23 protein-coding genes are annotated in these 26,229 nt (G+C 76.5%); 7 read left to right on the top strand and 16 right to left on the bottom strand.

Annotation, left to right across the window (positions count from 1 at the left end; all coding sequences use genetic code 11):
* Positions 1–124 precede the first annotated feature (124 nt).
* Entirely contained in the window at positions 125–280 is a 156-nt protein-coding gene (locus ACRYR9_RS07125; protein WP_432493842.1) for a hypothetical protein, read from the top strand.
* A 70-nt stretch (positions 281–350) separates the two neighbouring features.
* On the opposite strand, the gene ACRYR9_RS07120 is transcribed toward ACRYR9_RS07125, so the two are convergent.
* Positions 351–641, bottom strand: a complete 291-nt coding sequence (locus ACRYR9_RS07120) for a WXG100 family type VII secretion target (RefSeq protein WP_432493844.1) — start codon at positions 639–641, stop codon at positions 351–353.
* Between the two features lie 188 nt (positions 642–829).
* Between ACRYR9_RS07120 and ACRYR9_RS07115 the strand changes: the two genes are divergently transcribed.
* Entirely contained in the window at positions 830–1,513 is a 684-nt protein-coding gene (locus ACRYR9_RS07115; protein WP_432493846.1) for a DUF4031 domain-containing protein, read from the top strand.
* Between the two features lie 78 nt (positions 1,514–1,591).
* Here ACRYR9_RS07115 and ACRYR9_RS07110 read toward each other — a convergent pair whose 3' ends face one another.
* The 3 genes from ACRYR9_RS07110 to ACRYR9_RS07100 form a co-directional block, all read right to left on the bottom strand.
* Positions 1,592–3,064, bottom strand: coding sequence for a S1C family serine protease (locus ACRYR9_RS07110; RefSeq protein ID WP_432493848.1), 1,473 nt, complete (start codon positions 3,062–3,064; stop codon positions 1,592–1,594).
* Between the two features lie 109 nt (positions 3,065–3,173).
* Positions 3,174–4,733 (bottom strand): sensor histidine kinase, encoded by a 1,560-nt coding sequence (locus ACRYR9_RS07105; protein WP_432493850.1) that lies wholly within the window; start codon positions 4,731–4,733, stop codon positions 3,174–3,176.
* Positions 4,730–5,449, bottom strand: a complete 720-nt coding sequence (locus tag ACRYR9_RS07100; RefSeq protein WP_432493852.1) for a response regulator transcription factor — start codon at positions 5,447–5,449, stop codon at positions 4,730–4,732. Before ACRYR9_RS07100 ends, ACRYR9_RS07105 begins: the two co-directional genes overlap by 4 nt.
* Before the next feature lie 78 nt (positions 5,450–5,527).
* Between ACRYR9_RS07100 and ACRYR9_RS07095 the strand changes: the two genes are divergently transcribed.
* The gene (locus ACRYR9_RS07095) at positions 5,528–6,313 is read left to right on the top strand and encodes a HipA family kinase (RefSeq protein WP_432493854.1); all 786 of its coding nucleotides are present in this window, start codon (positions 5,528–5,530) and stop codon (positions 6,311–6,313) included.
* Positions 6,306–6,698: a DUF3037 domain-containing protein gene (locus tag ACRYR9_RS07090; protein ID WP_432493856.1), complete on the top strand. Its 393-nt coding sequence runs from the start codon at positions 6,306–6,308 to the stop codon at positions 6,696–6,698. The genes ACRYR9_RS07095 and ACRYR9_RS07090 overlap by 8 nt, the downstream gene beginning before the upstream one ends.
* Positions 6,699–6,797: 99 nt before the next feature.
* On the opposite strand, the gene ACRYR9_RS07085 is transcribed toward ACRYR9_RS07090, so the two are convergent.
* Positions 6,798–8,747, bottom strand: coding sequence for a PhoX family protein (locus ACRYR9_RS07085; protein ID WP_432493888.1), 1,950 nt, complete (start codon positions 8,745–8,747; stop codon positions 6,798–6,800).
* Between the two features lie 281 nt (positions 8,748–9,028).
* Between ACRYR9_RS07085 and ACRYR9_RS07080 the strand changes: the two genes are divergently transcribed.
* Entirely contained in the window at positions 9,029–11,098 is a 2,070-nt protein-coding gene (locus ACRYR9_RS07080; RefSeq protein ID WP_432493858.1) for a M3 family metallopeptidase, read from the top strand.
* Between the two features lie 197 nt (positions 11,099–11,295).
* On the top strand, positions 11,296–12,165 hold the full coding sequence (locus ACRYR9_RS07075) for a glycerophosphodiester phosphodiesterase (protein WP_432493860.1): 870 nt from the start codon (positions 11,296–11,298) through the stop codon (positions 12,163–12,165).
* A 45-nt stretch (positions 12,166–12,210) separates the two neighbouring features.
* Here ACRYR9_RS07075 and ACRYR9_RS07070 read toward each other — a convergent pair whose 3' ends face one another.
* The 10 genes from ACRYR9_RS07070 to ACRYR9_RS07025 all read right to left on the bottom strand — a co-directional run bounded on the left by ACRYR9_RS07070 (position 12,211) and on the right by ACRYR9_RS07025 (position 24,711).
* Complete coding sequence (locus ACRYR9_RS07070; protein WP_432493862.1) at positions 12,211–12,828, bottom strand: TetR/AcrR family transcriptional regulator; 618 nt, start codon at positions 12,826–12,828, stop codon at positions 12,211–12,213.
* Positions 12,815–13,633: a hypothetical protein gene (locus tag ACRYR9_RS07065; protein WP_432493864.1), complete on the bottom strand. Its 819-nt coding sequence runs from the start codon at positions 13,631–13,633 to the stop codon at positions 12,815–12,817. Before ACRYR9_RS07065 ends, ACRYR9_RS07070 begins: the two co-directional genes overlap by 14 nt.
* A gap of 31 nt (positions 13,634–13,664) precedes the next feature.
* Positions 13,665–14,030, bottom strand: a complete 366-nt coding sequence (locus tag ACRYR9_RS07060; protein ID WP_432493866.1) for a hypothetical protein — start codon at positions 14,028–14,030, stop codon at positions 13,665–13,667.
* Between the two features lie 44 nt (positions 14,031–14,074).
* The gene (locus tag ACRYR9_RS07055) at positions 14,075–15,751 is read right to left on the bottom strand and encodes a DNA repair helicase XPB (protein ID WP_432493868.1); all 1,677 of its coding nucleotides are present in this window, start codon (positions 15,749–15,751) and stop codon (positions 14,075–14,077) included.
* Between the two features lie 67 nt (positions 15,752–15,818).
* Positions 15,819–16,532: a hypothetical protein gene (locus tag ACRYR9_RS07050; RefSeq protein WP_432493870.1), complete on the bottom strand. Its 714-nt coding sequence runs from the start codon at positions 16,530–16,532 to the stop codon at positions 15,819–15,821.
* Positions 16,533–16,593: 61 nt separating this feature from the next.
* A complete protein-coding gene (locus ACRYR9_RS07045; RefSeq protein ID WP_432493872.1) occupies positions 16,594–18,996 on the bottom strand; it encodes a helicase-associated domain-containing protein in 2,403 nt (800 codons plus the stop codon).
* 34 nt (positions 18,997–19,030) lie between these two features.
* Positions 19,031–20,065 carry a sigma-70 family RNA polymerase sigma factor gene (locus ACRYR9_RS07040; RefSeq protein ID WP_432493890.1) on the bottom strand — a complete coding sequence of 345 codons (1,035 nt, stop codon included), beginning with the start codon at positions 20,063–20,065 and terminating at the stop codon, positions 19,031–19,033.
* 82 nt (positions 20,066–20,147) lie between these two features.
* Entirely contained in the window at positions 20,148–22,481 is a 2,334-nt protein-coding gene (locus tag ACRYR9_RS07035; protein ID WP_432493874.1) for a HelD family protein, read from the bottom strand.
* Between the two features lie 125 nt (positions 22,482–22,606).
* Positions 22,607–23,113, bottom strand: coding sequence for a mycothiol transferase (locus ACRYR9_RS07030; protein ID WP_432493876.1), 507 nt, complete (start codon positions 23,111–23,113; stop codon positions 22,607–22,609).
* Positions 23,114–23,157: 44 nt separating this feature from the next.
* Positions 23,158–24,711: a CYTH and CHAD domain-containing protein gene (locus ACRYR9_RS07025; RefSeq protein WP_432493878.1), complete on the bottom strand. Its 1,554-nt coding sequence runs from the start codon at positions 24,709–24,711 to the stop codon at positions 23,158–23,160.
* A 113-nt stretch (positions 24,712–24,824) separates the two neighbouring features.
* On the opposite strand from ACRYR9_RS07025, the gene ACRYR9_RS07020 reads away from it, so the two are divergent.
* Entirely contained in the window at positions 24,825–25,010 is a 186-nt protein-coding gene (locus tag ACRYR9_RS07020) for a hypothetical protein (RefSeq protein WP_432493880.1), read from the top strand.
* An 84-nt stretch (positions 25,011–25,094) separates the two neighbouring features.
* Here ACRYR9_RS07020 and ACRYR9_RS07015 read toward each other — a convergent pair whose 3' ends face one another.
* Complete coding sequence (locus tag ACRYR9_RS07015) at positions 25,095–26,087, bottom strand: potassium channel family protein (RefSeq protein WP_432493882.1); 993 nt, start codon at positions 26,085–26,087, stop codon at positions 25,095–25,097.
* Positions 26,088–26,229: the final 142 nt, after the last annotated feature.

The raw sequence follows: 26,229 nt of genomic DNA, 5'->3' as shown, positions 1-26,229 counted from the left end.
TGACCGCTGGTAACGGAAGCGTCACGATTCGTTGATCGACGCGCTTCTGACTCGATCTTGACTGGATTTCGGCCGATGAACGGCGTACGTTCTAGGTGAACGACAGATGAACGGGAGGTGCCACATGAACGACATCCAGGCCAAGAAGGTGGGAGCTCCCCGCGGCCCGCAGGCCCAGTGGGTGACCGTGCGCGACGCGAAGGGGCGCGCGCACCTGGAGATGAGGTGGAACGTGCCGAGCGCGACGTCGCGCCCGGTGCCGATGCACCGCGCCGCCTGATGATCACCCAGGAGGGGCCGGACCGCCACCCGAGCGGCGTCCGGCCCCTCCTGCCGTGCGCGGCGGGCGCTCAGCCCGCGAACATCCGCGCGTTGGCGCTCTCCACGTCCGCGTACTGACGGCCCGCCTGCGCCAGCGCCCGCTGGATCTCCTCCAGCGAGGTGCGCACCCGGTCCTGGGTGCCGCGCCACTGCGCGCTCAGCGCCTGGAAGCCCGCGGCCGCCTGACCCTTCCAGCACGACTCCAGGTCCAGCAGGTGCCGCATCATCCCGTCCACCTCGCTCGCCAGGTTGGCCGCCGACGCGGAGACCGCCGCGCTCGCCTGCTCCACGCGCGCGCTGTCGACCTCGAACCTGCTCATGGGATCCTCCTGACGCGCGGGGCACCACCCGCGCCGCGTGGGGGAGAGCCGTCCCTCCCCGCCGGGAGGCCGACGCTAGGCGGCACGAGGACCCCGGTGCCCACGTCGTCCACACCAGCAGCGCGCCGACCCCGCGCCGGGTGCCGGTGCCTCCCGCGGTGCGACCCCCGGGCCGGGAGCGCAGCGCGGTGAGCGTGCTCGTCGACGCGCCGGACCACCCCGCGCACGGGCGCTGGTGGGCCCACCTCGCCAGCGACCGCTCCCTGGAGGAGCTGCACGCCTTCGCCGCCGACCTCGGCCTGCCGCGCCGCTCCTTCGAGGGTGACCACTACGACGTGCCCGCCGAGCTGGTCGGGCGCGCCGTCGCCCGCGGTGCCGAACCGGTCACCACCCGCGAGCTGCTGCGCAGGCTGTGCGCCGCCGGGCTGCGCACCTCCAAGCGCCGCGGCGAGAAGGTGGTCGGCACGGGGACCGGCACCGGCTCCCTCGCCGGGGTGCGCGTCGACGTCGTGCGCGCCGCCCGGGTCCCCGCCCCGCACGGCAGCCGCCACCTGCTCGTCGTCACCGGGGACGTCGCCGGGGACGTCCCCGGTGACGTCACCCCCGGCCGGGTCCTGCTGGACGGCGGCCGGCTGCCGCTCGCCGCCCCCGGCGGCACCGGGCACGCCCCCGTCCGCACCGCCCTGGGGTTCCGCCGCACCTGGTGGCGCGAGGACGGGCGCACCCGGGTGCGCCACGACGGCGTGTGGCTGCCCGCGCCCGGCGAGGTGCCCGCAGCCGGTGCGCAGGAGCGCGCCGCGGTGCCGCTGGACGACCCCGCCGTGACCACCGCCTGGTGGTGGCCGCTGGCGCGCGAGCACCTGCAGCGCTGACCCGCCCGCAGGCAGGGCCCGCACGCGCGAGGGCCCGGCCGCGGGTGCGGCCGAGCCCTCGCGCGGGAGCGCTCCCGATCAGCTCTCGGGGCGGGCGGTGAGGGTCGCCGTCAGCGTCTCCTCCTGCCCGTCGCGCACGACGGTCACCTGCACCTCGCTGCCGACCGCCTTCTCGCGGATCGCCGCCGTCAGCGCCTCGTACCCGGCGGTCTGCTGGTCGTCCACCGCCGTGATGACGTCCCCGGCCCGCACGCCCGCCTCCGCGGCGGGGGTGCCCTCGGTCACCGCGGCGATCTGGGCGCCGGTGCGCGTGACGTCGCCGGCGGTCACCGTCGGGTCGTCCTGGGTCAGGCTCACGCCCAGCCAGGCGTGCTCGGCGGTGCCGTCGGCCACCAGCTGGTCGGCGATCATCGCCACCTCGTTCGACGGGATCGCGAAGCCCAGGCCGATGCTGCCGGTCTGCGAGGACGACGACGAGCTCAGCGACGCGATCGAGGAGTTCACGCCGATGACGCGGCCGCTGGAGTCCAGCAGCGCACCGCCGGAGTTGCCCGGGTTGATCGCCGCGTCGGTCTGGATGGCGTTGGTCGCCACCGTCTCCGCGGTCTGCTGCTGGCCGTAGGGGCCGCCGAAGGGGCTCTGCTCGGTGGTGGTCTCGGCGGTCGTCAGCACCGGGCGGTCCACCGCCGAGACGATGCCGGTCGTGGCGCTGCCGGCCAGGCCCAGCGGGTTGCCCAGCGCCATGACGGCCTGGCCCGGCACGACCTCGTCGGAGTCCGCGAACGTCGCCGGCTGCAGGTCGGCGGGCGGGTCCTGCAGCTGCAGGACGGCCAGGTCGGTGGCCGGGTCGGTGCCCACGACCGTGGCCCCGTACTGGCGCCCGTCGCTGAGCGTCACGACGATCCGGGCGTTCGTCCCGGCGCCGCTGACGACGTGGTCGTTCGTCACGACGTGGCCCGCGTCGTCGTAGACGATCCCCGAGCCCTCCCCGGAGGAGGTGGAGGACGTGACGCCCACCGCGACCACGCTGGGGGAGACGGTGTCCACCACGGCCTGCCAGTTCACCGTCGTCTCGCTGACGCCCTGGATCGTGCGGGTGGCGCCGGAGGAGGACGCGGTGCTCGTCGTGCCCGCGTCCTGGCCGAAGGCGCCGAGCAGACCGGCGGTCAGGGCGCTGGCCGCGACCGCACCGGCGATCGCCACACCCGCCACACCCGTCCACCCCGGGCGCCGCCGCGGGCCGCGGCCACCGCCACCACCGCCGCCACCGCCGCCGGAGCCGTCGCCGGGGGGCGTGGGGCCGCCGGGCGTGGCCCACGGGTCGTACTGCTGGACGTAACCGCCGTGCTGGACATAACCGCCCTGCTGGCCGTACCCGCCGTGCAGCGGTTGCGTCGGGTAGCTCGCCGAAGGGCCGTCCGGCTGCCCGTCCTGCCCGGTGCCGTGCCCGCGGGCCCGGGCGGGCGCGCCGGTGAGCAGGCCGGTGAGCGCGGAGCCGCCGGACGACGCGTCGCTGCCGGCGGTGCTGTGCTGGTCGTCGGGGCGGTCCATCTCGTTCACCTCTGGTGTGCGGTGCTGGGGTTCCGTTCGGGGCGGGAGCCCCTCGTACCCCTCCATCTACGGCCCCGCCCCTGCAGGCGCTCCTGGAAACGGCTGGACGTCAGCTGTGAATCCGGGCCGGTGCGTCGTCCGCGCCGGCCGGCTGCGCCGGTGCGGCGCGGAAGCGCACCCGGAACGTCGCCCCGCCGCCGGGGGTGGGGGTCACGGCCACCGTGCCGTCGTGGCCGCCCACGATGCTCGCCACGATGGCCAGCCCCAGCCCCGAGCCGCCGCCCGTGCCGCGGCGGCGGGAGGCGTCGACGCGGTAGAACCGCTCGAACACCTTCTCGGCCTGCTCCGGCGCCAGACCGGGCCCGTGGTCGCGGACCTCCAGCACCGACTCCGGCCCCGACGGGCCCGCCACCGGGCCCACGGCGACCTCCACGGGCGTGCCGGCGGGGGTGTGGTGCAGGGCGTTGGCCAGCAGGTTCGTCACGACCTGCCGCAGGCCCGCCTCGTCGGCCAGCACGACCGCCGAGGACGGCCCGGTGCCCTCGCGCACCCCCACCAGCCGCACCGCCCGGTCCGGGGCCAGCGCCCTGGCGTCGTGCACCGCGTCGGAGGCCACCACGACCAGGTCCACCGGCTCGCGCTGCCGGCCGCGCCGCCGCTGCGCCTCGTCCAGGCGGGCCAGGGCCAGCAGGTCCTCCACCAGCCGGCCCAGGCGCGTGGACTCGCCCTCGATGCGGCCCATGACGTGCGCCACGTCCTGCGGCTCGCGCACGGCGCCCTGCCGGTACAGCTCGGCGAACCCGCGGATCGCGGCCAGCGGGGTGCGCAGCTCGTGGCTGGCGTCGGCGACGAACCGGCGCATCTGCTCCTCCGAGCGCTGCTGGGCGCGGAAGGAGCCCTCGATCTGCGCGAGCATCGCGTTCAGCGCACCCGCCAGCCGCCCGACCTCCGTGCCCGGCGGTGCCCGCCGCACGCGCCGGGACAGGTCGCCGGCCGCGATGGCCGAGGCCGTGCGCTCGATGTCGTCCAGCGGCCGGAAGGAGCGGCGGATCGCCACCGCGGCCAGGCCGGTGCCCAGCAGCAGCACCGACGCGCCCGCCAGCAGCGCCACCGTCCGGTACTCCGCCAGCGTCTCCTGCACACCCGCCAGCGGCAGCGCCACGGCCACGTTGACCTGCGCGGAGGCGTCGGAGAACGTCAGCACCCGCCACTGGCCGCCGTCGCCGCTGCCCGTGACCGTGAACGGCTCGCCGTCGTGCCCGGCCACCTCGGTGGCGGTCAGCTCCGGCAGCCGCGGCTCGGCCAGGCACTCGCCGTCGGCGTCCCGCGCGCAGACCTCCGCGAAGCCGGTGCCGTCGGCGTCGGCCAGCAGCACGTAGAACGTGGAGAACGGCACCGCCCCCCCACCGCGCTGGGACAGCTGCGCCAGGGACGCCTCCACGGCTCCACGGCCGCGGCCGAGCAGCTCGTCGTCGACCTGGCGCTCCAGGTTCGCGCGCAGCAGCGTCAGCGACACCCCGCCGAAGACGCTCATCGCCACCAGCAGCAGCGCCACGGCGATCAGCAGCAGCCGCGTCTGCAGCGGCACCCGCTCCCCGGCCCCGTGCAGCCGCTCGCGCCAGCGGCCCAGCGCCCCCGGCGCGCCGCCCGCGGCGGCCCCACCGCTCACGTCGCGTCCGAGGGGGCGCGCAGCACGTAGCCGACGCCGCGCCGGGTGTGGATGAGCGGCTGCAGGCCCTCGGTGTCCAGCTTGCGGCGCAGGTAGGAGACGTAGGACTCCACGATGCCCGCCTCGCCGTTGAAGTCGTAGTCCCACACGTGGTCGAGGATCTGCGCCTTGGACAGCACCCGGTTCGGGTTGAGCATCAGGTAGCGCAGCAGCTTGAACTCGGTGGGGGACAGCTCCACGGGCCGGCCGGCCCGGCGCACCTCGTGGGAGTCCTCGTCCATCTCCAGGTCGTGGAAGACCAGCCGGCCGGAGTCGGGGCCGGTGGGCCCGCCGGTGCGGCGCAGCACCGCGCGGATGCGCGCGACGACCTCCTCCAGGCTGAACGGCTTGGTCACGTAGTCGTCGCCGCCGACGGTCAGGCCCGCCACCTTGTCCGCGGTGTCGTCGCGCGCGGTCAGGAACAGCACCGGCACCGCGCGGCCCCGCTCGCGCAGCTTGCGCGTGACGGTGAAGCCGTCCAGGTCGGGCAGCATGACGTCCAGGACCACCAGGTCCGGGCGCACCTTCTCGGCCAGCTCCAGCGCCTGCGCGCCGTCGGCCGCCGACGTCACCTCGAACCCCGCGAACCGCAGGCTGGCGGCCAGCAGCTCGCGGATGCTGGGCTCGTCGTCCACGACCAGCAACCGGGCCTCGGGCGGGGTGTTCGCGCTCCTCACGCTCCCGATCCTGCCCCCGCCGCCTGGGAAGCACCTGAGGACGCGCTGGGCCGGCGCGCGCCTGGCAGACTCGCGATCGTGCTGCGCTCGGTCACCGCCACCCGGTACGTGCTGCCGCTGCGCGAGGGCGGCAGCATGCCGGGCCTGTGCGAGGCCGACGACCTGGGCACCTACGTCGTGAAGTTCTCCGGCGCAGGGCAGGGCCGGCGGGTCCTGGTCGCCGAGGTCCTCGCCGCGCGACTGGCCGCGGCCCTGGACCTGGCGGTGCCCGAGCTCGTCGTCGCCGAGGTCGACCCCGTCATCGGGCGCGGCGAGCCGGACGAGGAGGTGCAGGACCTGCTGCTGCGCTCGCCCGGGCCCAACCTGGGGATGGACTTCCTGCCCGGGGCGCTGTCCTTCGACCCGGCCGTGGATCCGGTCGAGGCCGGCTGGGCGGCGCGGGTGCTGTGGTTCGACGCCCTCGTGCTCAACGTGGACCGCTCCTGGCGCAACCCCAACGCCCTGTGGTGGGGCGATCGGCCCTGGCTCATCGACCACGGTGCGGCGCTGTACTTCCACCACGACTGGGCGCGCGCCGCGGCCTCCACCTCCCGCCCGCTGCGGCACGCCGAGGACCACCTGCTGCTGGGCGCCGCCGAGGACGTCACGGAGGCCGACGCGGCGTGCGCGGCGCTCCTGACGCCGGACGTGCTGCGCGCCGCGGTCGACGACGTGCCGGAGGTGTGGCTGCACGACGAGCCGGGGTTCGCCTCCGCCGAGCAGGTGCGCGCGGCCTACCTGGACTGGTTCACCGCGCGGCTGGCCCCGCCGAGGCCCTGGGTGACCGAGCTGGCCGCCGCGCAGCGGGGGGCGCGCCGTGGCTGAGGGGCTGGACGTCTACGAGTACGCCGTCGTGCGCGTCGTTCCGCGCGTGGAGCGCGCGGAGTTCCTCAACGCCGGGGTGGTGCTGTGGTGCCGCGCGCGCGAGCACCTGGCCGCCCGCACCGCGCTGGACGCCGCCCGGCTGCGGGCGCTGGCCCCGGGCGTGGACGCCGCGGCGGTCGCCCGGCACCTGGGCGCCCTGGAGCGGGTGTGCGCCGACGACGCCGCCGCCGGGGCCGCCGCGGCCGAGCCGCGCGGGGCCCGCTTCCGCTGGCTGACGGCCCCGCGCAGCACCGTGGTGCAGACCTCGCCGGTGCACTGCGGGCTGACCGCCGACCCGGCCGCGGAACTCGACCGGCTGCTGCGCTCCCTCGTCACCGGCCCCTGAGGCGCCGGGCCCCTGGGGAGCGCCGCGCCCCTGGAACGCCCGAGGGCGGCCGGGGGAGCCGGAGCCCCACCCGACCGCCCCCGGGCGGTCCCGCCTCGATCAGGCGCGGTAGATCTGGCAGACCGACGGGCGCGGCTGGCCCGTGCCGTCGTAGGGGAAGGTCGACGCCGGTGCGTCGATGGTCGCGGTGTCGATCTCACCGGGGTGCTGCACCGCCAGGAACACGGTGCGGCCGTCCTCGGCGATGACCGGGCCGCAGGCCTCCGCGCCGGCCGGCACGGACGCGAACTGGCGCACCTGGCCGCGGTTCGGGCCGTCCACGACGACCTCGAACAGGCCGTCGTTGCTGCCCAGCGTGCTGCCGTCCGTGGAGATCCACAGGTTGCCGGTGCTGTCGAACGCCACGTTGTCGGGGCAGGAGATCGGGGAGACCTGCGCGGGGTCGAAACCGCCGAAGTAGGTGCTCTGGTCCTCCGGGTCGCCGCAGACGAGCACGAGGTTCCAGAAGAACTCCGTCGCCGCGGCGTCGTCGCGGGCCTCGACGATCTCGACGACGTGCCCGTCCTTGTTGATCGGGCGCGGGTTCGCCTCGTCGACGGCAGGCTTGTACAGGGTGCCGCGCTGGGTGTTGTTCGTGCACGCCAGGTACACGCGGCCGTTGACGGGGTTGCGCTCGACGTCCTCGGGGCGGTCCATCTTCGTGGCGCCCACGGCGTCGCCGGCGGCGCGCGCGTTGATCAGCACCTCGTCCACCGACATGCCCGGCACGAGGGAGCGGCCGTCGCGGGTCAGCTGCACCCAGCGGCCGCGGCCGTCGTAGCGCTCGTCCTCGATGCCGTCGCCCTCGAAGACGGCGACGTACAGGTCGCCGTCCTCCAGCAGCCGCATGTTGTGCTTGCGGTCGCCCTCGCGGTACTTGCGCTTGGAGATGAACTTGTACAGGTACTCGAAGCGCTCGTCGTCGCCCATGTAGGACACCGCGCGGCCGTCGGCGGCGATGGAGATGGTGGCGCCCTCGTGCTTCATGCGCCCCATCGCGGTGTGCTTGCGGGGGGTGGAGGTCGGGTCGAAGGGGTCCACCTCGACGACCCAGCCGAACCGGTTGGGCTCGTTGGGCTCGGCCACGGAGCCGAACCGCTCCTCGATGCGCTCCCAGCCGCGGCCGGTGCTGCCGACCACGCCGTAGCGGTCGGTCTCGCCCGGGCCCTCTCCGCCGGGCTCCTCGGCGGAGAAGAAGTAGCCGTTGAAGTTCTCCTCGCCGGACAGGACCGTGCCCCACGGCGTGGTGCCGCCGGCGCAGTTGCCGAAGGTGCCGATCGGCTTGCGGCCGGACGGGTCGGCGTTCGTGCGCAGCGCCTTCGCGCCGGCGGCCGGGCCGGTGAACTCGAACTGGGTCATCGGCGTGATGCGGCGGTTGAACTCCGAGCCGCGCACGTACGCCCAGGGGGAGTTCTCGTCCGCGCGGCGCAGCTCCACGACGGACATGCCGTGCGCGGCCAGGGAGATGAGCAGCTGCTCGTCCGTGGCGTTCTCCGCGCCGGTCCAGTCGCGGAACATCAGTTCCTCGTTGGTGTACTCGTTGTTGCACACCAGCAGGGCCCGGTTCGGGTCCTGCATCGGGACGATGGTGGTGTAGTCGTTGTTGTAGCCGAACTGGCCCAGCTGGGCCTCGGCGGTCTGGTTCTCGAAGTCGAAGTCCGGTGCGCCGGGCAGGATCGGGTCGCCCCAGGAGATCAGCGGCGCCCAGGTCCAGCCGGCCGGCACGTCGAAGGAGTCCACGTCCGCCGGGACGGGCGCGATGACCTCGAACTCCACGGAGTGACCGGGGTCGAACGGGTCGGCGAGCAGGTTCACGTCGTCGCCGAAGGCGCTGGCGCTGGCCCGCGGGGCCTGCGCCACGGCGGCGCCGGCGACACCCAGGCCGACCAGGCCGGCCAGCACGCCGCGGCGGGAGACGGCCGAGCGGACGACGTCGCCGAAGTAGGCGTTCTCCGTGGGGTTGGGGACCGGCTGCGCGCACGAGGTGGCGCAGCGGTAGTGGCAGGTCATCGAGCTGCGCCGGCCGGCGGGGGCGTAGGGCAGCAGGTCCAGCGTCGGGCGGCAGGCGTCCGTCGTCACGGGGGGTTCTCCTCGGGCGGGGCGTCCAGCCGGGGCGGCACCCGGCCGTCGACCGCTCGGATGGCGGTCGTGCGCGGTGGACGCTAGGGATGCTGTGCGGCGGATGAGGCCACGCAGGCGTGGCGCCCAGGTGAACCGTGGATGACCACTCGCGAGCATGGTTTGCCTCACCTTCCTCGATGCGCTACGGGGTGTTGCGGCAGGATCCCGCCATGGACCCCGCCGACGGCCTGCCCGTGGACACCCCGTTCGCCGCGCCCAGCGACCTGCCGTTCGGGCTGCCGCCGTTCGACCGCATCCGCACCGAGCACTTCGCCCCCGCGTTCGAGGCGGGCATGGCCGCGCACCGCGCCGAGCTGGACGAGCTGCTGGCCGCCGACCTGCCCGCCGCGGCGTTCCTGGACGCGCTGGAGTCCGCGGGGCAGGCGCTGGCCCGCGCCGAGGCGGTGTTCTTCAACCTCGTGGGCACCGACGCCGACGACGCCCTGCGCGCGGTGCAGGAGGAGTACGCCCCGCAGCTGGCCGCCCACCACGACGCCGTGCGCCTGGACCCCCGCGTGCTGGCGCGGGTGCGGGCCCTGCGCGCGGACCCGCCGGCGGACCTGGACGACGAGGCGCGCCGCCTGCTGGAACGGCTGCACTCCGACGCCGCCCGCTCCGGCGCCCTGCTGGACGAGGCGGCGGCCGGGCGGCTGCGGGAGCTGAACGCCGAGCTGTCCGCGCTGACGACCCGCTTCGACGTGGAACTGCTCGCCGACACCAACGAGCTGGCCGTGCGCTTCTCCGAGCCGGAGGAGCTGGAAGGGCTGGCGCCGGCCGACCTCGCCCGCGCCGAGCAGGCCGCCCGTGCCCGCGGCCTGGACGGCCACCTGCTGCCGCTGTCGCTGCCCACCGGCCAGCCGGTGCTGGAGCAGCTGCACCGACGCGCCTCCCGCGAGCGCGTGCACCGCGCCTCGGTGTCCCGCGGCGGCCGCGGCGGCGAGCACGACACCCGCGCCCTGCTGCAGCGGATCGCCGCGCTGCGCGCCGAGCGCGCGCAGCTGCTCGGCTTCGCCGACCACGCCTCCTGGGTGGTGGCCGACGAGACCGCCGGCGACGTGGCGGCCGCCGAGGGGATGCTGCGCCGGCTGGCCCCGGCCGCCGCCGCCAACGCCCGCGCCGAGGAGGCCGAGCTCACCGCGCTCCTCGTCGCCGACGGCGAGCAGCCGCCCCTGCGGGCGTGGGACTGGGCGTACTTCGCCGCCCGGTCGCGGCGGCAGCGCTCCCGCGTGGACACCGAGCAGCTGCGGCCCTGGTTCGAGCTGGAGCGCGTCCTGGTGGACGGCGTGTTCGCCACCGCCTCGGCGCTGTACGGGCTGACCTTCACCGAGCGCGAGGACCTGCCGGTGTACTCCGCGGGTGTGCGGGTGTTCGAGGTCGCCGACGCCGACGGTCCCTTCGGGCTGTACCTGTTCGACCCGTACGCGCGCCCCTCCAAGCGGGGCGGGGCGTGGATGAGCTCCTTCAGCGACCAGTCCCGGCTGCTGGGCACCGCACCGGTCGTCGTGAACTGCTTGAACGTGCCCGAGCCCGCGGCGGGGGAGCCGGCGCTGCTGACCGTGGACGAGGTCGAGACCCTGTTCCACGAGTTCGGCCACACCCTGCACGGGCTGCTCTCCGACGTGCACCACCCCCGGTTCTCCGGCACGAACGTCCCGCGCGACTTCGTGGAGTTCCCCTCCCAGGTCAACGAGTTCTGGGGCTTCGAGCCGGAGGTCCTGGACCGCTACGCGCGCCACCACGTCACCGGTGAGCCGCTGCCCGCCGGGGCGGTGGAGGGGTTGCGCGCCGCGCGCTCGCACGGGCAGGGCTTCGCCACCCTGGAGTACCTGGCCGCGGCCCTGCTGGACCTGGCCTGGCACCGACTGCCCGCCGGCGCCCTGGACGGTGCGGTGCCCGAGGACGTCGAGCGGTTCGAGGCGCAGGCGCTGGCCGGGGCGGGTGTCGCCCTGGAGGCCGTGCCGCCGCGGTACCGCAGCACCTACTTCCACCACGTGTTCGGCGGCGGGTACGCCGCCGCGTACTACTCCTACGTGTGGAGCGAGGTCCTCGACGCGGACGCCGTGGAGTGGTTCGCCGAGAACGGCGGGCTGCGGCGCGAGAACGGCGAGCACTTCCGCCGGACCCTGCTCTCGCGCGGCGGGGCCGTGGACCCGATGCAGGCGTACCGCGACTTCCGCGGCCGCGACGCCGCGATCGAGCCGCTGCTGCGGCGCCGGGGACTGCTCGGCGCCGGCGCCTGACCCGGTCACCCGACCCGGTGGCCCGCCCTCCAGCGGGCGGGCCACCGTGCCGATGGACCCTGCGGGAACGCGCCGGCGCCACCGCGCCGGCGTCCGGGAGCGGTCGAGGGGTGCTGGTGGACAACGGTCGGGGGATCGTCACGCGGAATCCGCCCGGGAGCCACCTCCTGGACGCAGCGCCCGGCGACAGTGGTGGCGTGGCCAGCGCAGCACCGCTCGCACCGCCCCTCGTCATCGCCCACCGCGGCTACTCAGCGGTGGCCCCGGAGAACACCCTCGCCGCGTTCGAGGCGGCCCTGCGCTGCGGGGCCGACATGGTCGAGACGGACCTGCACCCCGCCGCCGACGGGGCCGCCGTCCTCATCCACGACGACGACGTCAGCGCCACCACCGGCGGGCGCGGGCGCGTGGCGGACCTGCGCGCCGCCGAGCTGGCCCGCCTGGACGCCGGGTCGTGGTTCTCCCCGGCCTACCGCGACCAGCGGGTGCCGCTGCTGGCGGACCTGCTGGACCTGCTGGCCGATCACCCCGGCGCCCAGCTGCTGCTGGAGCTGAAGGGGCGCTGGAGCACCGCGCAGGTCGCCGCGGCGCTGCAGGACGTGCGCCGCGCCGGCGCCGTCGACCAGGTCGTCGTGCAGAGCTTCGACACGGGCACCCTGGCGCACGTGCAGGAGGTCGCCCCCGAGGTGCGCCGCGCCGTGCTGCTGGACGAGCCCGACGCCGACGCCCTCGCCCAGGGCCGCGCGCTGCGCCGCGACCTCGGCGTCGTGGCCTGCAACCCCGGTGTGGCCTCCGTGGTGGCCCGGCCGGCCGCCGTCGCCGAGCTGCACGCCGCGGGCCTGGCCGTGTGGACCTGGACGGTCGACGAGCCGGTGCTGTGGCGGGCGCTGGACGAGGCCGGGGTGGACGGCGTCATCACCAACCGCCCCGACGGGCTGCGCGGCTGGATCCAGGCGCGCACCGACCCGTCGGCCGAGCCGGCCGACCTGCTGCTGGCGGCCCTGAGCCAGCGCGGCCGGGCCCGCCCGGCCACCGACGTGCAGCTGCAGCGGGTCAGCGGCCTCTGACCGGCCCGCTCACCGCGCTCCCGGGCCGGCCGGTGGAGGGGAGCCTCAGCGGCCCGGTGCTCCTGCGGCGTCCAGGCGCAGGACCCGTGCGACGAGCTCCAGCACCGTGACCAGGTCCGCGGCGCGGTCGCGCCCCGGCTCGGGGTACCCGCGGCCGTAGAAGCTCTCCGCCAGGGTCAGGACCCACCGCGCCGCCTCCGCGGGCGGCATCCCGGGGTCCGCGCGCCCGGACGCGGTGAGCCTGCCGACGAGCGCCGCCACCGCGTCCAGGACCCGCCGGTCGTCCTCGGCGACGAGACGGGTGACCACCGGGTCGCGGTGCGCCTGCGTGACGACCTCCACGAACAGCCCGGCCACGACCGGGTGGGCGGTCTCCGCCGCGATCCGCTCCACCACCGCGGTCAGCCCCCGCCACGGGTCGGGGTCCGCCACGGCGCGCACCAGCGCCTCCTCCTGCTCGCGGCGGTCGAGCTCGAAGATCGCGTGGAAGACCGCCTGCTTGGACGGGAAGTAGTGGAAGAGGCGGCCGGTGCTGATGCCGGCCGCGCGGCAGATGTCCGCGGTGGTCGTGGCCTCGAAGCCCTTGCTGGCGAACAGCCCCACGGCGGCCTCGACGATCTCGTGACGCCGCCTGCGGTGCTGCTCGGGGTCAACGGTGCGCACCCGGCTCCTCGTGGTCGTCCCGCCCGTGCTCGTCCTGCCGTCCGCGCGCCTGCCGGTGCTGCGCGGTCGGCGCCGCACCCCCCGGAGCCTCGCCGCCGGTGTCCCGCCCGCCGGCCCGCCGGCGCCGCACCTCGCGCACCGCGACGACCAGGGCGATCAGCACCGGCACCCAGAACTTCGCCGTCGCGATCAGCGTCGCCAGCCACCACGGCGCGTGCAGGTCCGGCAGGTCCCAGTCCGGCCAGGGGATGCCGGGCAGGTCCCAGTCCGGCCACGGGATGCGCGGCAGGTCCAGGTCGGGCCAGGAGATGCGCGGCAGGTCCAGGTCGGGCAGGTGCTCGCGCAACCACGCCAGCACCCACCGCACGAGCGGTTGCAGGAGCACCAGGACCCCCAGGAGCCCGAGCGCGACCCGGCCCGCGGCGAGCAGGACGTGCCGCGAGGCCCACAGCGCCGGGTGACGCCGCTGCCAGGCGTGCCAGCGCGCCGCGGTCGTGCCCGGTGGCGGCTCGAACGGGGTGCGGGCCGGGCGCGGCACCCCGGGCACCTCCAGCACCGCGTCCAGCGGTTCGCCGCGCGGCAGCACCCGCACGAGCACCGCCGTGCGGGCCGGACCCGCGGCACCCTCGGCGCCGGGCAGCGGCACGCGCACGCGGCCGGCACCGGTGCGCTCACCGACGAGCTCGCCGTCGCGCCGCAGCCGTACCCGGGCCCGGTGGCCGGCGGGTTCCACCTCCGCCTCCAGCAGGGCGCCGTCGTGGCGCAGCCGGAAGAGCAGGACGGTGGGAACGCCGGTGGCGGTCACCGTCCCAGCGTGAAACCGAGCGCTCGGTCTGTCAACGGTGGCGGAAGACGACCCGCGCGAACTCCTCGGCGTCGGCCCGCTGCGCCCGGGTGCCGAACCGCAGCACCCGCCCGTCGACGACCACCTCCACGCGCAGGCCCCCGCCCGCACCGAGCAGCGAGCGCTGCGCGCGCACGCTCACCACCCCCACGCTCGTCAGCGGCACCGAGGCGACCGACGGCCCGCCGAGCAGCCGGGGCTGGGCGAGCCACAGCCGCACGGCGCCCACCGCGAGCACCCCGGACCCCGACAGGCCCCCGAAGGGCCCGGAGCCGATCGGCAGCACCGCGAGCGGCGTCTCGCCCTCCTGGGTCATCCGTCCGACCAGCAGGGCGTGGGCGGGGTCGTCGCTGAGCACCCGTCCGTCCTACCGCAGCGCACGGGCTCCCCGCGGCCCGGGCCTCAGCTGCCCGGCAGCACCCCGTCCGCGTCCGGCACCCCGCCGTCGATGTCGTCGGCGTCCACGATCCGGTACGCGTACCCCTGCTCGGCCAGGAACCGCTGCCGGTGCGCGGCGAAGTCCTGGTCCTTCGTGTCGCGCGAGACGACCGTGTAGAACCGCGCCGCGCCGTGGTCGCCCTTGGGGCGCAGCACCCGACCGAGGCGCTGCGCCTCCTCCTGGCGCGAGCCGAACGAGCCCGACACCTGGATGGCGACCTTCGCCTCCGGCAGGTCGATGGAGAAGTTCGCCACCTTGGAGACCACCAGCGTGGTCACCTCGCCGTGGCGGAACGCCTCGAACAGCCGCTGGCGCTCCTTCACCGACGTGTCGCCCTTGATGACCGGGGCGTCCAGGCGCGCGGCGAGGTCGTCGAGCTGGTCGATGTACTGCCCGATCACCAGGGTCGGCTCCCCGGCGTGCTGGGCCACCAGCTTCTCCACCACGCGCGACTTCGCCGGCGACGTCGAGCACAGCCGGTAGCGCTCGTCGTCCTCCGCCGTCGCGTACGCCAGGCGCTCACCCTCCGGCAGCGTCACGCGCACCTCCACGCAGTCCGCCGGGGCGATGTACCCCTGCGCCTCGATGTCCTTCCACGGCGCGTCGTAGCGCTTGGGGCCGATGAGGGAGAAGACGTCGCCCTCGCGGCCGTCCTCGCGCACCAGGGTCGCCGTCAGGCCGATGCGCCGGCGCGCCTGCAGGTCCGCGGTCATCCGGAAGATCGGCGCCGGCAGCAGGTGCACCTCGTCGTAGACGATCAGGCCCCAGTCGCGCGCGTCGAACAGCTCCAGGTGCGGGTAGACGCCCTTCCGCTTCGTCGTCACCACCTGGTAGGTGGCGATCGTCACCGGGCGGATCTCCTTGCGCGCCCCGGAGTACTCGCCGATCTCGTCCTCGGTGAGGGTGGTGCGCTTGAGCAGCTCGTCGCGCCACTGCCGCGCCGAGACGGTGTTCGTCACCAGGATCAGCGTGGTCGCCTTCGCCCGCGCCATCGCGCCGGCGCCCACCATCGTCTTGCCCGCCCCGCAGGGCAGCACCACGACGCCCGAGCCGCCGTGCCAGAAACCCTCCACGGCCTCGGACTGGTACGGCCGCAGCGACCAGCCGTCCTCCGTCAGCGCGATGGGGTGCGCCTCGCCGTCGACGTAGCCGGCGAGGTCCTCCGCCGGCCAGCCCAGCTTCAGCAGCACCTGCTTGAGGTTGCCGCGCTCGCTGGGGTGCACCGCGACCGTGTCGGGCGCCAGGCGCTCGCCGAACAGGGGTGCCGCCTTCTTCGAGCGCAGCACCTCCTCCAGCACCGCCGCGTCCAGGGCGTGCAGCACCAGCCCGTGCACGGGGTCGTTCACCAGCTGCAGGCGCCCGTAGCGCGACATCGTCTCGGCCACGTCCACCAGCAGCGCGTGCGGGACGGAGTAGCGGGAGAACTCCAGCAGCGTGTCCACGACCTGCTCGGCGTCGTGGCCGGCGGCGCGCGCGTTCCACAGGCCCAGCGGTGTCAGCCGGTAGGTGTGCACGTGCTCGGGGGCGCGCTCCAGCTCCGCGAAGGGGGCGATCGCCGCACGGGCGGCGCCCGAGCGCGGGTGGTCGACCTCCAGGAGCAGCGTCTTGTCGCTCTGGACGATGAGGGGGCCGTCGGTCACAGGGGGTGCAACCCCCGCGGGCGCCGCGTGCTTCCGCGGCGCGCCGCGCGGGCGCCGGTCAGCGGGCTCACACCCGCACGGACGTGCCGACGGAGTCGTAGCCGTACCCCTCGTAGTAGCCGCCCCCCTGGGCGCTGAACCAGGCGATGAGCGCCACGACACCGATCACGAACAGCAGCGACAGGGCGATGGTCACCCAGGCGATGATCTTCCCGGCGAGGAGGTGCCCCAGGCCGCGCCTGGTGCCCTGCGCGGCCAGCAGCTCCCGGCGCGCGCCCGGCGTCAGCGCCAGCGCCACGATCGCCGCGATCCAGCCCAGGCCGGTCCCCAGCAGCACCAGGCCGCCGACCGACGTCCACAGCACCGCGTGCGCCGCCCCGGTCACCGGCGGCTGGCCGTAGGGGTCCACGGGCGCGCCGTGGGTCTGGTTGTACGGCTGGGCGTACTGGGGCTGGGCGTACTGCCGGCCGTGGTGCTCGGCGGACTCGGGCTCGGTGCGCTCGCGTCCGGCGTGCTGCTGCGCCCGGCCGTCCAGCGGCGGGTACTCCGGCGCGGTGGTCGGGGGCCACGGCGATCCCGTGCCCGCCGTGGTGCTCGCGTCCTGCGGCACCACCTGCGTCCGGTCGGACCCGTCCCCGCAGTACGGGTCCGACCCGCCCGGGGCGTCGTCGGTGCGGTAGGGGTCGTGGGCGTCCTGCGACGCCGCGCGCGCACCCGGCTGCCCCGCGTCGGGCTTCTCCCACCAGGAGCGCTGTTCCCCGCCCCGCTCCGCCTCGCTCATCGACCGTGCTCCCCTCGACCTGGTCCGCTCGACCGTCGACGCTAGCCGACGCGGGCGGGCCTCACGTCCCCTGCAGGGCCACACCGGTGACGCGGTGCACCGAGAAGGTGCGCACCGATCGCTCAGCGCGGTCGAAGGCGGTGATGCGGCCGCCCTCCACGCCGATCGGCTCCACCAGGTGCCGGCGCGGCGAGCCGTCGGCGTCCACGTACCCCACCCACACCGCCCGCCGCTCCGCGGCGGCCCGGCGCAGCAGGTCCAGCGACGTGGCCGGGTCCAGGTGGCTCAGCGACGGGGTGCCGGCGTGCTCGGCCCGGCGGCGCTCACCCGCCTCGCTGTCCTCGTCGCCGGTGCGCAGCGATCGCACCGCCGCCGACAGCAGCGACGGCGACGGCGGCGGCGGCTCGCCGGTCACCGGCCGCGGCAGCGCGCGCGGGCCGCTGCGCAGGGCCACCGCGCGGCGCACCACCAGCTCCCCGTCCGGCCCCTCCGCGGCCGGTGCCACCCCCGCGGCGCGCAGCGCCGCCAGGACCTCGTCGGGCTCGGCGGCCGCGGCCAGCACCGTGGGCGCCAGCGACCGCAGGCCCAGCCGCGCGCAGCGGCGGTCGGAGAGCAGTTCGGCGAGCACCGCGGGGTCCTCGGCGCGCACGTAGCTGCCGGCCCGTCCCACCCGCACCCGCCCGTGCCGGCGCGCCACGTCCCGCACCAGGTACTCCAGCGGCTGCGGCACCCCGGTGGCGGACACGTCCGCCAGGAACCGCAGCGCGTCGTCGGCGGTCAGCCCCTCGTCCAGGCCGCGGCGCACGGTGGCGGCGTCGAAGCGGTAGACGGTGGCTCCGCCGCGGCTCTCCACCCGCGCCAGCGCGGCCAGCCGCTGCGCCAGGTGCACCTCCAGCGGGCCGGGCGCCACCGCCGTCAGGTCCGCCTGCAGCAGCACCTCGCGGACCGGTGCAGGCAGGGCCGCCGCCAGGGCCGCCGCCGCGGCGTCGTCGGCGTCCTCGTCGGTCCCGTCGCCCGCGGCGCCCTCCAGCAGCGCCCGCCCGGCCGGCGACAGGGCCCCCGCCCCCAGCACGCCCAGCCAGCCGGCGTCGCGCAGCGTCCAGCGCACGAGGTCCTCGTGCAGCCGGCCGGTGCGGCGCGGGGCGTCCCAGCGCAGCCGCGCCAGCAGGTCCTCGGCGTCCACGGCGCCCTCCGGCCCGGCCGCGGCGAGCTGCGCCAGCACCGCGCGCCGCACCGCCGGCGCGGCTCCGCGGTCCAGGTCCGGGCCCAGGGCGTTGCGCGCCGAGCCCTTCGCGTCGCGGGTGCCGACCATCGCCGGCACCCGGGTGGAGCCCAGCCAGGCCCGGGCCAGCACCGGCCAGCGACCCGGCACGTCCAGCTCGCACCAGGCGTCGAAGGCGGGCGTGGGCAGCCAGCGGGGCTCGACCTCGGCGTCGTCGGCGACCAGGCCCGCCAGGTGCGCGACCTCCGCGACCAGCGCGGCGGTGGCGTCGTCGACCTCCAGGGCGGCCGCGGTGCGGCGCAGCTCGCGCACCCCCACCCCGCCCGCGCGCAGCACCGGTGGGCCAGCGGCGCCCCACAGCCGGCCCAGCTCCTCCACCAGCCGGCACGCCTCGGCCGCGGCCTCGGCCGAGGCCGCGGCGACCACCTGCGGGCGGCGCCGCTGCACGGGCGCGACCGGCGGCTCGCGGTCGGGTGCGCGGTGCACCTTCCCGCCGCGCAGCGCCAGCCCCACCTCCCGGGGCAGGACCACCGTGCCGGGGCCGGAGACCGCGAGCAGCCCGTGCGCGAGCAGCCAGTCCACCGGGCCGGTGGCGCCGGCTGCGCGCACCTGCCGGTCGGCGCGCTCCACCGAGCCGGTCGGCGGGCCCCAGGTGAGGCGGTCCAGCAGGGCGCGAACCCCCTCGGGGGCGCGCTCCAGCAGCGCCTCCAGCCTCGCCGGCGCCCCCAGGTGCTCCGCCAGCCGCGGCAGGGCGACCTCCGGGTCGTGGCTGACCGGCAGGCCGAGGTCCTCCAGCAGCTCCGCCAGCCGTTGCGGGGAGCGCCGGCCCAGGGCGTCGGCCAGGGGCGGGCCCAGCCCGGCCGGGTGCGGGCCCAGCAGGTCCCGCACCGCGTGGACCAGGTGCAGGCGGCGGTCCGGTCCCCACACCAGCGCCCGGGTGCGCAAGCGCGCCAGGACGTCGTTGGCCCGCACCCCCCACGCCCGCGACACGGCGGTGGCGCTGGTGGGCTCGGGCAGCACGGACAGCACCTCGGCGACCTGCAGGGCGGAGGTGTCCAGCGCGTCCAGCGCGCGCTGCACGCTCGCCCGGGTGGTGGCGCGCGCGGCCAGCGCGGTGGTGGACGCCGGCAGCGGGGTGGCGAGGTCGGGGCGGGCGGCGAGCAGGGCCTCCAGCTCGGCGTCGTCGCGGGCGCGCAGGTCCTCCGCGAGGGTGCGCGGGGTGCTGCGAGCGGCCGGGGGCACCGGCCGATCCTAGGTGCGCGCCCGCCCCGGCGCCTCAGCGCGGCGGCTGCCGCGGCGGCAGGCCGAAGTGCGCGAACAGGCGGGTGTCCAGGAACGAGGTGATGCGCCGGATCCGCCCGTCGCGCAGCTCCAGCGCGTGGATCGCCCAGGGCTCCAGCGCCCCGCCCGCACCGCCCGGCTTGTACTGCGCGAAGGCGGGGGAGCCGTTGACGTCCAGCCGCACGAGCACCGAGCCGCGGCAGGCCCGGCCGGGCCCGACCATCCAGCGCACCACGTCCCGCGGGCCCTGCAGCCACATCTCGAACGGCGGCATGTTCTGGGTGACGTCCTCGGCCAGCAGCGCCACGAAGGCGTCCATGTCGTAGGACTCGAAGGCGCGCACGTACCGCTCCAGCAGCTCGCGGTGCCCGGCGTCGAGGTCCGTGCCGCGGGCGCCGGTGGCCGCGTCGAGGTCCACGTCGGGGCGGGCGGCCAGGGTGGCGCGGGCGCGCTGCAGGGCGCTGTTGACCGAGGCGGTCGTGGTCTCCAGCAGCCCGGCGACCTCCTCGGCGCGCCAGCGCAGCACGTCGCGCAGGATCAGCACGGCCCGCTGGCGCGGGGGCAGGTGCTGCAGGGCGGCGACGAACGCCAGCCGGATCGACTCGCGGGCCACCGCGACGTCGGCGGGGTCGCCGGCCGCGGGCAGCACCCGGGAGTCGACCATCGGCTCCAGCCAGGTGTCCTCCGGCTGCCGGGCGGCCAGCGAGGCCTCCACCGGCTCCCACGCCGCGGCGGACAGGTCCATCGGCCGCGCGCGCCGCCCGCGCGTCTCGATCGCCGTCAGGCACACGTTGGTGGCGATGCGGTACAGCCACGAGCGCAGCGAGGAGCGGCCCTCGAAGCCGTCGAGGGACCTCCAGGCCCGCAGCATCGTCTCCTGCACGGCGTCCTCGGCGTCGAAGGCCGAGCCGAGCATCCGGTAGCAGTAGCCGGTCAGCTCGCGGCGGTGCTCGGCCAGCCGCGGCTCCAGGTCGGCGGGGAGCGTCGTGGTCGTGGTGGTGGTGCGATCGGGCGAGGCGGGAGCGGGGATCGTCACGCCCGCCAGACAAGCACGCGGCACCGACACCGCGGGAGGGGTTCCGCGGAACCGGTCGCGGCGCCGCCGGTCGCGCTCAGCCCGCCGCGACCGGGACCAGGCGCGCCATCGAGGTGGGCAGGTCCTCGGCGTGCAGCACGAGCAGGCGCTGCGTCGCCCGGGTCAGCGCCACGTACAGGTCGTTGGCCCCGCGCGGGCGGCGCAGCACCGCCGCCGGCTCCACCAGCACCACCACGTCGAACTCCAGGCCCTTGGCGCGCTGCACGTCCAGGACGCTGACCTCGGCGTCCAGGTCGTCGGGGGAGGCGGCCACCGCCCCCGGCGCCAGCACCCGCGCCACCGCGGCGCGCAGCGCGTCCGAGCCCAGCGGCCCGTCCTCGTGCGCGGTCAGCACCGCCACCCGGCCCTCGTCCAGCTCGCCCAGGACCTCGCGCACCCGCTCGACGACGCCCGCGGCGTCGCCGGAGCCGGCCAGGCGCACCGCCGCCGGGTCCGTCTCGCCCTCGCGCACCGGCGTCGGCGGCTGCGCGTCGATGCCCGCGGCCCGCAGCACGTCCGCCGCGACCCGCGCGATCCGCGCCGGGGTGCGGTAGTTGACGGTCAGCTCCTCCAGCCGCCAGCGGTCGTCCACCACCGGCTTCAGCGCCTCCGCCCAGCTGCGCGCCCCGGCCGGGTTGGACGTCTGCGCCACGTCGCCCACCAGCGTCATCGAGCGCGCCGGGCAGCGCCGCTCCACCAGCCGCCACGCCATGGCCGACAGCTCCTGCGCCTCGTCGACCACGACGTGCCCGTACGCCCACGTGCGGTCCGCGGCGGCCCGCTCGGCCACCGTCCCGGACGGGCCGCCGACGCTGAAGCGCTCCGCCAGCAGCTCGGGCGTCACCAGCGTGTCGCCCACCCCGGAGGCCTCGAAGTCCTCCAGCACCTTGCGGGCGTGCGCCAGCTGCTCCTCGTGCTCGGCGTCGCGCGCCTGCGCGGCGCGGCTCTCCTCCAGCGGCCCCAGCAGCTCGGCCAGCTCGTCCAGCAGCGGCACGTCCGCCTCGCTCCACGCCTCCGGCCGCTCGCGGTGCAGCGCCTCGCGGTCCGCCCGGGACAGCTGCGGCGCCGCCCGCCGCAGCTGCTCGGGGGAGCGGTACAGGCCCGCCAGCACCCGCTGCGGCGTCAGCGGCATCCAGCACAGGTTGACCTCCCGGCGCACGTCGACCGACTCGCGCAGCTCGGCGAGCAGGTCCTCGCGCTCCTCGGCCAGGTCCACCCCGCGCCCGCGCGCCAGCTGCTGCACCAGCCCGTTGAGCACCTCGCGCACGAAGGTCGTGCGGGCCGCGTTGTGGGGCTTGCGGCTGCGCCGCGCGCGCGTGCGGGCCGAGACCACCGCCTCCGGGCGCAGCACCACCGGCGTGCCGTCCAGGTCGAAGCGGATCGCCCGCTCCGGCACCCGCTGGCGCGCGGCCACGGCCGCCGCCAGCACGTCCACCATCACCGGCGAGCCCTTCACCCGCGCCGCGCGCGGGGAGTCGTGCCCGCGGGCGACGACGCCGGGGAACATCTCGCCCAGCGTCATCGTCACCACGCCCGTCTCGCCCAGCGCCGGCAGCACCTGCTCCACGTAGCGCAGGAACACCGGGCTGGGGCCCAGCAGCAGCACGCCGCTGCGCGCCAGCCGGTCGCGGTGCGTGTAGAGCAGGTAGGCGGTGCGGTGCAGCGCCACCGCCGTCTTCCCGGTGCCCGGCCCGCCCTGCACGACGAGCACCCCGCGCTCGGAGGCGCGGATCACCCGGTCCTGCTCGGCCTGGATGGTGGCGACGATGTCGCCCATGCGCCCGGTGCGCGGCGCGGTGACCGCGGCCAGCAGCGCCGCGTCACCGGTGGTGCGCTCGCCGTCGGCGGCCACCAGCACCTCGTCGTCCACCGCGGTGACGTGCCGGCCCTCGGTCAGCAGGTGCCGGCGGCGCACCACGTCGCGCGGGGCGGCGGCGGTGGCCTGGTAGAAGTCCTGCGCGGCGGGCGCGCGCCAGTCGACCAGCAGCTGCTCACCGCGCTCGTCGGCCAGCCCCAGGCGGCCCACGTAGCGGCGCGGGTCCTCGGTGCCCTCGCGCAGGTCGAGGCGGCCGAAGCACAGCCGGTTCTCCACCGACCACAACTGGGCCAGGCGGTCCTCGTACAGGGTGGCGAACGCGTCGCGCTCGAAGCGGTTCTGGTGCGTGCCGGTGGCGCGGGTGCGGCGCACCGCGGCCAGCTGGGCGGCGGTCTGCTCGCGCAGCTCGTCCAGGCGCGCGTACAGCACCCCGACGCGGGCGTCCTCGTGCGCGACCTCCCGGGCCGCGCGCTCCTCGGCTCCGCTGCCGTTCGTGGCGCTGCCGTTCGCTGTGCTGGTCCCGCGCGCCTCGGGGCGATCGGTGGACTGGCTCACTCGGCGGTCTCTCCTGACGCGCGTGCCTGGATCGCGGACCCGGAGAGCCTAGGCCCGCGGGCCGGCCGGCGGGCACACCGGTCACCCGCCCAGGCGCGCACCCGCCCGCCGGTCAGCGCCGCAGGTCAGCGCCGCCGCAGCAGCCCGGCGAGGTACGCGGCCTGGCCCACGTGCTCCAGGTCGTCGTCGAGCACGCTCACCAGCCGCACCCCCAGCGTGACCGGCGGGTCGTAGGAGTCGTCGACGACGCGGTCCAGGTCGGCGCCGGTCAGGGTGCGCAGGTACCGCGCGGTGCGCTCGTGCACCGCGTCGACGTAGCCGCCCAGCAGCTGCGCGCTCGCGCGCACCAGCCCGACCTGCTCGGGGCTGAAGCCGTAGCCGGTCTCGTCGTCGGCTAGGGGCAGGGCGAAGCGGCGCGCCCACCCGTCCGCGGTCCAGGCCTGCTCGGTGCCGGCGACCTCGCTGACGTGGTCGTCCTGCACGCGCGCCAGGTGCCACAGCAGCCAGGCGATCGTGTTGGCGCCCGGGGCCGGGCGGGCGGTCAGGACCTGCTCGTCGCAGCCGTCCAGGACGGCGTGCACGGCGGGCGGGACGCGGCCGAAGCCGTCGAGAAGCAGGTCTTGGACGTCCACGGCCCCTGCCTAGTCCCCGCCGCGCCGACGCGCACGCCGAGACCTCAGCGCAGCCAGCGCCGCAGCTTGCGCGAGGAGGCCGCCTCCCACGCGGCGTCCACGGCCTCGCGGCTGGCCGCGGCGTGCCCCACCTCGGCCGCGTACAGGCGCCCGCACGTGAACGCCAGGGCCTGCGGGTCGCGCCCGGCCAGGCGGTGCAGCACCTCGCGCACCACGACGGAGTCCTGGTGCTCGCCCAGCACCTCCTGCAGCCCCGAGACGGCCTTGGCGTACGCCTTGGCCTCCTCGCCCCACACCGGCACCAGCGACTCCCCGGCGTAGCGGGCCTCCTTGGCGCGCTTGCGGGCGTCGTGGAACAGCTCGTCGGCGTGCGCGGTGGGCACCGACGGGTCCGCGTCGGCGGCGTACGCGGCGCGCACGCGCTTGCGCAGCTTGCGGTCGGTGGCGCGCACCAGCGCCGGCAGCACGTCCTTCGCCTTCTCGCGCGCCAGGGGCGAGAACGGCGGGCCGTCCAGCGGTGCGGCGACGAGCTCCTCCAGGCGGGCCAGCAGCGCGGCGTACCGCTCGCCGTCCAGGGCGCGCAGCAGCTCCTCGTGCGCGGCGCGGTAGTCGGCCTCCAGCACCTCGCGCAGCGCGGTCGCGGTCGCGGCGGGGTCCTCGCCCTCGACGGGCTCCAGCTCGCCCACGGCGGCGACCAGCCGGTCGCGCATGACCTCCGCGTCGCGGGCGCCGCCCAGCTCGTCGGCCAGCCAGGACAGCTCCTCGCGCAGCGCCTCGGGCACCCCCTCGGCGAACAGCGGCCGGTACGTCTTCAGCGCGCTGCGCAGCCGCCGGGTGGCCACGCGCACCTTGTGCACGCTGTCCGGCTCGTCCAGGCGCACCATCGGGTCGCCCGTGACGATCACCGACACCTGTGCCGCCAGGTGGGCGCCGACGACCGCGCCGGCCGCCGAGCCCGGCTTCAGGGGGGCTGCGGCCGGCGCTGCGGGCGGCGTGCCCAGGGCGCGGGCCAGCTTCGAGCCGTGCGGGGCCTCGGTCACCCCGTGCGCGCGCAGCTGCGCGTCGAGATCCGACAGGAGCTGGCGGTCGCCCTCGACCAGCTCCACCTCCAGCTCGCGCCAGGCCTCCGGCGCGGGTGCCGGGCCCTCCGTGATCAGCCTGCGGGCCTCGACCCGGTCGTCGGCGACCTCGGCCAGGACTCGCCCGCCGGCGTCCACGACGTGCCGCACGGTGCGCGTGGTCGTCAGCTGGGCGACCGGCACCAGCGGCTCGCCGCCCGCCAGGGCGCTGACGAGGCGCTGCAGCTCCGCGGGCACCTTGCGGGTGGCGCGGCCCGGGGGCAGGCGCACCTCCCGGCGCGCGCCGGCCAGCGGCAGCTTCAGGTGCCAGCCGGCGTCCTCGCCCCCGGTGCGCCGGCGCAGCGTGACGCGGGCGGCGGCCAGGCGCTGCCCCGGGGTGTCGAAGTAGACGGCCTCCAGGCGGTCGGTGCGCGTCTCGCCGTCCAGTCCGTCCAGCTCCGGCAGCACGAAGTCCTCGCCGACCGCGTACTTGAGCTCGACCTCGTCGTGGGTGGTGGCGTTCCGTGCGGTTCCAGGCATCCCATTGATCTACACGCCCCGGCGGCCCCGCGCACGCCGGGCGCAGCGGGAGGCGTTGCGCCACACGGGGGACACCCCGTTTCACCGGGCGCCGCCGCCGCGATGTCCCGCACGTGAACCAGACCGCAGCCCTCGAGCAGTGGTGGGCCTCCCTCGAGGAGGACCGTCGCCGCGAAGCGCTCGACATCGAGCCCGGCGACTTCCTGTCCGAGGTCGTCGCCCTGGACCTCATGCTGTACGGCGTGCACGTGCCCGACGTGGCCGTCGCCTGGGACGTGGAGGGGTGCTCGCCCGGGTGACCGTGCACGTGCAGCCGGCGGTGCTCACCGAGTTCCTCGCCGGAGTGCGCGCCCGGCGCTGACCGGGTTCCGCCCGCCGGTCCGCTACCCGGAGACGACGTACAGCAGCCGGTCGCCGGCGCGCAGGGCGCCCAGCTCCGGGTCGCCGTAGCGCAGCGGGCGCCCGTCGCGCACGACGGCGAGCACGGGCACGTCGAGGGACTCCGGCGAGCGGCCGACCTCCCCGGCCGTCACGGCCCGCTCGGCCAGGTCCAGGCCCGTGCCGAAGGAGACCAGGTCCTCCACCACGTCGACCGCGGCGGGGCTGTCGGCGGCCATGCCCAGCAGCCGTCCCGCCGTCTCGGAGGAGACCACCACGGAGCTCGCGCCGCTCTCGCGCAGCAGTTCGGCGTGCTCGGCCTCGCGCGCGGCGGCCACCACGGCGACCTCCGGGTTCAGGCGCCGGGCCGCGAGGGTGGCGAGGATCGCGGTGTCGTCGCGGTCGAGGGCCACCACGACGCGGGCGGCGCGCTCGACGAGCGCGGCGCGGAAGGTCGCCGAGCGGGTCGCGTCGCCGGTGATGGAGAGGTACCCCTCCTGGGCGGCGTCCGCGGTCGCCCGCGGGTCGCTGTCGACCACGACCAGGTGCTCCTGGGGGTGGCCGTGCAGGCGCAGCTGGCGCACCGCGCTGCGCCCCTTCGTGCCGTACCCCAGGACGACGACGTGGTCACGCATGCGGGCCCTCCAGCGGGCGAGGCGGATCTCGGTTCGCGAGCGTTCGGTGAGCGCCTGGATGGTGGTGCCGACCAGGACGATGACGAACATGATCCGCATCGGCGTCACCACGAAGGTGTTGAGCAGCCGGGCGCTGCGGGTGATCGGGACGATGTCGCCGTAGCCGGTCGTCGTCAGGGTGACGGTCGTGTAGTAGAGCGCGTCGAGGACGGACACCTCGCCGTCCAGGCTGTCGTTGTAGTCGCCGCGCTCGAACACCACCATGCCCCAGGCCACCAGGACGAGGGCGAACGCGATGCCGATCCGGACGGCGATCGCCCGCAGCGGCGACAGGCGCCGCCCCCGGGGCAGGCGCGTCCTCACGTCGGGCTCGTGCACGCCCCCTGCCTACCGTGCCCGGGCCGGGGGGGGGGGGGGGGGGGGGGGGGGGGGGGGGGGGGGGGGGGGGGGGGGGGGGGGGGGGGGGGGGGGGTGGGGGGGGTCGGGGCGGGGGGGGTTTGTGTCT

The sequence above is a fragment of the Kineococcus auxinigenes genome, from assembly GCF_050871525.1.
Taxonomy (GTDB): Bacteria; Actinomycetota; Actinomycetes; order Actinomycetales; family Kineococcaceae; genus Kineococcus.
The sequence above is the reverse complement of the archived record's forward strand: the minus strand, read 5'-3'. Positions and strand labels throughout refer to the sequence as shown.